Genomic DNA, 7,598 nt, shown 5'->3' with positions numbered 1-7,598 from the left:
CTGACACCCCGCAGACCCTGCCCGATGCCCCCTCAACTATCAACCACCACAGGGAACTCATTCTGAAACGATCAGTAAGTTGATGCTGCATCAGCTTGATGGGCATACGGGCCTGACTGATTGGCCTGGCAGGTACGCTGCCCGTTCCTCCGGGGTGAGGTCACGGTTGACTGCCTGACAGATCTTGTGGATGGCGGCGGCAGGTTTGGGGAGAATGACATCCCACAAGCGCACGGTGCTGTCGTCGCTGGCGGTGGCGAGGGTGTGTCCATCGGGACTGAACACCACCGATGCCAACCCGCCCGTGTGGCCGGGCAAGATGGCGCGGGTCCGGCCGGTGGCCACATCCCACAACCGCGCGGTCTTGTCGTCGCTGCCGGTCGCGAGGGTGCGCCCGTCGGGACTGAAGGCCACTGACTGCACCTTGTCGGTGTGCCCAGTCAGGGTGGCGAGGCTCTTGCCGGTGGCCACATTCCACAACCGCGCCGTGTGGTCGAAGCTGGCGGTGGCGAGGGTGTGTCCGTCGGGACTGAACGCCACCGACTGCACCGTATCGGTGTGCCCGGTCAGGGCGGCGCGACTCTTGCCGGTGGCCACATCCCACAACTGCACGACGTCGTCGGCGCTGCCGGTGGCGAGGGTGTGTCCGTCGGGGCTGAACGCCACCGAGGTCACCGTATCGGGGCCACTTAGGGTTGCACGTGTCCTACCGGTGGCCACATCCCACAACCGCGCCGTCGTGTCGACACTGCTGGTGGCGAGGGTGCGTCCGTCGGGACTGAAGGCCACCGACCACACCTCGCTGGTGTGGCCGGTGAGGGTGGCGAGGCTCTTGCCGGTGGCCACGTCCCACAGCCGCGCCGTGTGATCGAGGCTGGCGGTGGCGAGGGTACGTCCGTCAGGGCTGAACGCCACTGAGGTCACCGTGTCTGTGTGGCCGGTGAGGGTGGCGAGGCTCTTGCCGGTGGCCGCGTCCCAGATCCGCGCTGTCTTGTCGGCGCTGCCTGTGGCGAGGGTGTGTCCGTCGGGACTGAACGCCACCGAGGTCACCGCAGCCGTGTGGCCGGTCAGGGTGGCTCGGTTCTTGCCGGTGGCGTCCCACAAGCGCACCGTGTGGTCGTGGCTGCCGGTGGCGAGGGTGTGCCCATCGGGGCTGAATGCCACTGACTGCACGGTGTCGGTGTGGCCGGTCAGGATGGCGCGGTTCTTGCCGGTAGCCGCGTCCCACAGCCGCGCTGTTTCGTCTTCACTGGCGGTGGCGAGGGTATGTCCGTCGGGACTGAAGGCCACCGCGGTCACCGGGTCGGTGTGGCCGGTGAGGGTGGTGCGGTTGTTCCCTGTGGCTACGTCCCATAGCCGCGCTGTTTTGTCGTCGCTGCCGGTGGCGAGGGTCCGCCCGTCGGGACTGAACGCCACCGAGGTCACCGCAGCCGTGTGGCCGGTCAGGGTGGCTCGGTTCTTGCCGGTGGCCGCATCCCATAGGCGCACTGTTTTGTCGGCGCTGCCGGTGGCGAGGGTCCGCCCGTCGGGACTGAACGCCACTGACTGCACCGTGCCGGTGTGGCCGGTGAGGGTTGCACGCGTCCTGCCGGTGGTCATGTCCCACAGCCGCGCCGTCTTGTCGGCGCTGCCGGTGGCGAGGGTCCGCCCGTCGGGACTGAACGCCACCGACCACACCTCGTCGGTGTGGCCAGACAAGTGCCGCCGCAGCGGGAGGGCCGCAACGTTATCCAGGCTTTCGACGGATTCGGGAGTGGGACTGGTGCGGTATGCCTGGATGGCCAGCAGCGAGGCGAGATCGGGATTTGTGCCCATGAGCGTGTTGGACTGGGCGGCAAGCTGACGTGACAAGGCTGCTTGACGTTGGGCGACGGCTGTCCGCCATTCCCAGAGGGCTACTCCCACGGCGACGAGCGCGAAGGCAAGCACGGTGGCCAGGATCCTGTTGAGCCGTCTGCTACGCCGGATGACGGCCTGTTGGTGCTGCTGGCTCGCGGTGAGGAAGTCTGCAATGTCGCCCGGTAGACGGCGTTGCTGTGACCATTCAACGCCCTCGGCAAGTGCTGTTCCCCCGAGCAGGTCCCCGGTATCGGCTTCTTCAGCCCAGCGCGCGCGCCGTTCACCGGTGCGGTCGAGCCATTCCTGGAAACGGTGGTCTTGGCTGACCCACTCACGCAGAGTGCCCCAGTCCCGGATGAGTGCGTCATGGATCAGTTCGGCCACCGGCTGTCCGGCAGGGGCGTTGGGGCGTCCGGGAAGGCGGGGCGTGTGGGTGGAGATGATGCGATGGCGAGTGAGGGCGGCCAGAACCTCGTCGACAGCTTTGCCGCCGTCGGGTACTGCGTCGGGATCCGCTGCCAGGTCGCGCAGTTCTTGCAGGGGGGCCTGCTTGCGGATGGCGGGAATGTGGTGGCGGGGGTCAGCAGGACGTACCAGGGAGGTCAGGATCCGCTGTGCGATGGGGCGGTGATCGGGGGCAAGCTGATTGAGGGCGGTGTCGCACCAGGTGGTCAGGCTGCCGGTGACTCCGCCAATGCGCCGGTACGCGTCGTGGGTGAGATATCCGTCCTGGCGCCGCTGCCACAGCTGGCTGAGTGTCAGCTCCAGCAGGGGCAGCACGGTGACCGGTGCCTGGCCGGCAGTGGCACCCTCGGGGGTGGTGGCCAGGACGTCGCTGATGATCCGCTCAGGCAGTCCGTGCTCGAAGTGGAGTCCCACGTCGTGGGCGGGCAGGGTGATGATGTCGTGCAGGTCGCGCTGGCTCAGGTCACTTGGCACGTTGAGGAGACCCGGGATCGCCGCCTCCAACATCCGGGCTAGGGTCGCCAGTTGGGGGTAGAAGTCGTCGCGCATGATCAGGATTACACTGACCTCGGTGTGCGAGTTGACCGCTGTGGTGAGCTGGTCGGTGGCGGCCAAGCGGCGTTCTCGTTGCGGGCCGGTGGTGGGCTGGGTGAGGAGCTCCTCGAACTGGTCGATGATCAGCACGATGCGCTGATAGAACGGTTCGGCCGCGAGTTTGCGGGCGACTGCCGCGGCGATCCCATCGGTGGTGGCCCCGGGTAGTCCAGCGCGCTCGAGTTCGGCCAGCAGGTCCTGCCTGGGGCGGGCGAGCACAGGCAACCACCGGTCGCCGCCCGGCAGCTCACCCGCAGCCAGCGCAGGCAGGACACCGGCTTCGACCAAGGATGACTTACCCGAACCGGAGGGCCCCAGCAGCAGCGTCAGCCGCTGCTGCTCGCCCAGGTTCGCCAGCACCTGCCGCACCGCGTCCTTCCGGCCTTCGAACCAGTGGGCCTGCTCTGCGGTGAACGGCTCCAGTCCGCGGTAGGGGCACACCTCCTGCTCGACCAACCCGGGCCAGACCTCCCGCAGTACCTGCGTAGGTGCGACATAGGCGATGCCCTGCCCTCTTTCGTACTCGTCCGGGGCGGTGATCTCGGTGAGCATGCCGATGACCAGGCCCGTCGCCTCGTCGACAACCGGCCCGCCGCTGAACCCGGTGGTCAGGTCGTTGGCGGCAGTCAGCTGCAGATACATACCTCTGCTCTCGGTGGCCGGCAGCAAATCACCGGCCACCCCGAAGCCGAAGTGCCCCCCAGGCGGAGCCTGGGCGGGAAACCCGAACGAGCGCACCTGATGACCCCGGCAACCTGCCGCAGAGCCCAACGGCAAACCCCCCATCCCCGCCGAGGTACGGCCCAGGCCAACGATGGCCACGTCTTCATCCTCGGGGGCACGCCACGCCCCCTCCACGACGTGTCCCTCAATCCGGGGCGCGCCATCCACGTGGGGGAAAGCCACCTGCACCCTCTCACCGGGCCCGGATCCCGCCCCACGTACGACATGAGCACAGGTGACCAGAACGTCCTCGGAGAGCAGGAAACCCGCCCCGACCACCTCACCATCCGGCCCAAGGATCTGCCCCACGGCGGAGAGCAGACCCGACGCATGGTCACCGCCCGGGCCTCTGCCAGCGATATCCACAGGATCAGTCCAAACTCTCATCTGTGTCCGGATAGTCGAGGCGATTCCTCATCCACACCACGGATACCTTCAAGTGGCAATTGGCACTGCTCTTGGTGATCACAGCCCCTGCCTCGACCGCGAGGTCGACACCGAACTCGACCGCGATCTTGTCAGGGCCGGCCTTGCGCAGTTGCTCGAGTGTGGCCCGTGCCGCCGCAGTGACTGGCTCCAGAGCCCCTTGCAGATTCCCCGGTAGATCGTGAATGGCATCGCTGACGCGACCGGCCTTCACCGGCCCCTCCGACACAGCCGGAGCCTCGATCAAAACGCAGCCCCCGCCATCCAACGGAATCCGAGCCAGAGCCGCCAAAACTCCTCCTCCTCGTGTCGCTCTCGTCGCCAGCGCCGGCCAAGGGCGAGGCCGCTGAAAGGCCACACGCGGCATGGCGATGTCGTCTTGCGTACCAGCCGATGCAATCGACGGCCCCGCGATCGGCCTGCTCAGGGGACTCAGTCAGCATCATCAAATCTGGCATATGCCGCATCCTGCAGTAGGCCGCACGAATGAACGACCAGTTAGACGACAGCGAAAGCAAGGCGGGTTGTGCGCGGGCGGGCAGATACGCCGCCACCCTGCGGGCCGGTCGTCTCGGAGGTGATCGAGACCGCGCAAGGGATCGAACGCAGCACAGACCGCCGAAGCGACATGGGAAGATTGCATCTCGCGGGTGCTCTCTTGCTCTGTGGATATGGAACCGTAGGAAGTCCCATCATCCCAGGTCAGAGGGCATCAGCGTCTTCATGTCCAAACCCTGGGCTGGCAATTACTCGGGGGATCGAGGCTAAGGAAGCGGCCGAGCGGACCGCCTACCGGCCGACCGCCACCAGGCCAGCACACGCAGGCGAAGGAGCAGTGGCTTGCCGGACGCGGCGTCGCTGGAATCCGGTCTGCTGTTGCACGCTTCCCGGGTGCGTCGGTATTCGTCGGCTTCTCGGACGAGTTTGCAATAGCGGAACAGGTGCAGGTGAAACCTCATGCCGCTGATGCTGTGACCTGCCCCAAGGTGAAGGTCAACGCCCGGCGTGGCCCAGCGCCGAACTGCAAGGGCTGCTGGCGACTACAGCCAGGGGGGACCTGTGCTGCTGGCGGGCAGTTGTATGCGGGGTAGTCGGTGGGGTGGCCGGCCGTCGACTCCGCCGAGGGATGTGCCCTGACGTCGCGGCACGACAACTGCACCGCCGCCTACGGCGCGCTGTTCACCTCGGAACTCAAGACCCCCTCCAAGCAACCCCGCGCAGCGCCGGCCGGACAGACCCGAACCCGCTCCCCTGTCGTCATGCCGGCCGCTGCAGTCGCTGCGGCCGGGCAGTCGACCCGACTCGTCTACTCGTCGGCCAGACGCTCACGTGCAGACGTGGGGCAACATCGCCCGGCCTGCCATCTCCGGCTACCACGCGGTCTTGGAGCGCACGGACACCGACGAACCGGTGAACCTCACTGTCGAGCGGCGCCGGCCCGAAGCAGACGTAGCAGATCTCGCACGTAACCGTCGTCACCGGTGGTTCATTGGCGTGATGTNCTACCACGCGGTCTTGGAGCGCACGGACACCGACGAACCGGTGAACCTCACTGTCGAGCGGCGCCGGCCCGAAGCAGACGTAGCAGATCTCGCACGTAACCGTCGTCACCGGTGGTTCATTGGCGTGATGTGTCCTTCGCTTCCATCCCCGCGGTTGGGGCTGAAGGGGCCTGAGCCGACCGGCTCAGGCCCCTCACTCATGCTCTGCTCAGCCAGCGCCGACTATGCCGTGATCGGGCTGAAGCGAGCCCAGTTGTGCCGATCATGAGTGACAACGATGAACGACTCCAGACGCTGATCGGCAGCGTGGTCGACTGCGACGAGGAGCGCCTGCCGCTGCTGACGCTGCACGAGGCGCGGGTGGGGCGAATGCCGGGTGCGGAGTAGGCAGCACGACCGAGGCCGTCCAGCACCTTCCCGTGCTTGATGGGGCCTAGGCAAGTACTTGCCTAGGCGGAAAAGAGTGAGTATTTTCTACTCAGGCAAGTACTCGTGCCCGGCCGCGACTCCCAGGAGCATCCACATGTCCCTTGAACCCGATGCTGAGCAAGCAGCCCGCGCCCTGGAAGAAGTCCAGCGGCGCCGCAACCAGGCGATAGACGCGCAACGCCGACCTCGATGGTTCTCCACGGTCTGGGGCATCCATCTGTTCCTGGTCCTGGCGACACCCGACCTCTTGCCACTGCTCCACCTGGAAGAGGGGAGGACATGGTGGTACGGCGCACTCGCCGGGTTGACCTTGTCGCTTCTCGCCGGCCAGTCCACCCGGGTGGGGCGCAGCCTGCTCGGACTCCCGCCCGGATTGCGCCCCCAAGGGCTCGTGCCGGCAGGGCAGTCGGAGCAGCGCTCTCCTTGGATCGGACTACTCATCGTCGTAAGCGTCGTGGGCGTCATTTCCGTGGGAAGTGTCGCGCTCTTGTCCTACGTACCGGGCTGGCACTTGCTGCTCGGACTCGTCGTGGGAGTGGCGACGATGCTCCCCTCCAACCTCGAACGTCTCAAGCGGCTCAGTCAGGGCGGCGCACGATCGTGACGTCTCCTGAGCTCGACCAGCTGCTGCTGGACCCCACTCGGCTGTCGATCGTGGCGCTGCTGGCAGCGGCGCGGTGGCCCGAGTTCAAGTTCGTCCGTGACTCGCTGGACCTGTCGGATTCAGCATTGTCCAAGCAGGTCAGCACGTTAAGTAAAAAAGGCTACGTCGAGGTGAAAAAGGGGCACGTGGGCAGGGTCCCTCGTACCTGGCTGAATCTGAGCACCGCAGGCCACCTCGCCCTACAGGCCCACCTCAAGGCTCTGCAGGACATCGCAACCCGGTCGGCACAACACGCTTCAAGCGACGGTCGAAGCGGCTCTGAGTCGCCGGAGTGAACGCAGTCGCGGATGTGGTGTCAGCAGACGCGCCGAGCACGGGCCTCGGCCATAGAACCCGGGCTTGTCTTGACGGTTCTTGCCGGGGCGAGAGCTCAGGCGATCAGGTAGTCCGCGCGGCCTTGGCCGTCGACGTCGAACGGTCCCCGGGGATGATGCAGAAGTCATTGCCACACCGGCCGTGCCACCCGACTCGCCGTGCACGGTCCCTAGTCGTGCCGCGGGTGCTCGGATGAACGCAGGATCGTGATCACGCCCGAGGCTCGACTCGATGCCCATGACGGCAGCCAGCCTGGTCGCGGCGGCGCTCGCCAAACGGATACCCGCGGCATTGCCTCCTCCTGTGGCCGAAACCGAGCAGCTGGCGGAGTACGGGCCCGGCGCTCGTGTCCGGCCTCACTCCCCCTTGCACTCCGCACCACCGCTCCCCGAGGGCCGGGCGGGATGGCTCCTCGTACGGTGCGTGGGCTCCGGTCCGTAGGCGGCGTCTCCAGGGGAGGGCGCCACCGGTGTGCGGGCGAGGCTCGCGGCGGCGGCGCTATGCGCGGGAGCAACCTTAATATCCCCAAGTCATCGCGCATATGCCGCTTTAGACGACTTCAGCTGGGAAACCTGGATCTGCCAGGCGGGAAGACCGGGTTCCGGTTCCGCCGCACGTCGGCGGCCGGGCCACCGGCCGCC

General features: G+C 66.9%; 5 protein-coding genes. 3 read left to right on the top strand and 2 right to left on the bottom strand.

The genetic code is table 11. From position 1 onward, the window contains the following. Window positions 1-90: 90 nt before the first annotated feature. Both ACO1BR_RS40535 and ACO1BR_RS40530 read right to left on the bottom strand, forming a co-directional pair. On the bottom strand, window positions 91-4,008 hold the full coding sequence (locus ACO1BR_RS40535) for a trypsin-like peptidase domain-containing protein (protein ID WP_426800118.1): 3,918 nt from the start codon (window positions 4,006-4,008) through the stop codon (window positions 91-93). After that, on the bottom strand, window positions 3,992-4,339 hold the full coding sequence (locus ACO1BR_RS40530; protein WP_426800117.1) for a CU044_2847 family protein: 348 nt from the start codon (window positions 4,337-4,339) through the stop codon (window positions 3,992-3,994). Before ACO1BR_RS40530 ends, ACO1BR_RS40535 begins: the two co-directional genes overlap by 17 nt. A 1,474-nt stretch (window positions 4,340-5,813) precedes the next feature. Here ACO1BR_RS40530 and ACO1BR_RS40525 point away from each other — a divergent pair. The 3 genes from ACO1BR_RS40525 (at window position 5,814) to ACO1BR_RS40515 (ending at window position 6,917) form a co-directional block, all read left to right on the top strand. Beyond that, entirely contained in the window at window positions 5,814-5,936 is a 123-nt protein-coding gene (locus tag ACO1BR_RS40525; RefSeq protein ID WP_426800116.1) for a hypothetical protein, read from the top strand. A gap of 136 nt (window positions 5,937-6,072) precedes the next feature. Beyond that, the gene (locus ACO1BR_RS40520; RefSeq protein WP_426800115.1) at window positions 6,073-6,582 is read left to right on the top strand and encodes a hypothetical protein; all 510 of its coding nucleotides are present in this window, start codon (window positions 6,073-6,075) and stop codon (window positions 6,580-6,582) included. Next, window positions 6,579-6,917, top strand: a complete 339-nt coding sequence (locus ACO1BR_RS40515) for a winged helix-turn-helix domain-containing protein (protein WP_426800114.1) — start codon at window positions 6,579-6,581, stop codon at window positions 6,915-6,917. Before ACO1BR_RS40520 ends, ACO1BR_RS40515 begins: the two co-directional genes overlap by 4 nt. Window positions 6,918-7,598: the final 681 nt, after the last annotated feature.

The sequence above is a fragment of the Streptomyces sp. YGL11-2 genome, from assembly GCF_050054615.1.
Lineage (GTDB): Bacteria > Actinomycetota > Actinomycetes > Streptomycetales > Streptomycetaceae > Streptomyces.
The sequence above is the reverse complement of the archived record's forward strand: the minus strand, read 5'-3'. Positions and strand labels throughout refer to the sequence as shown.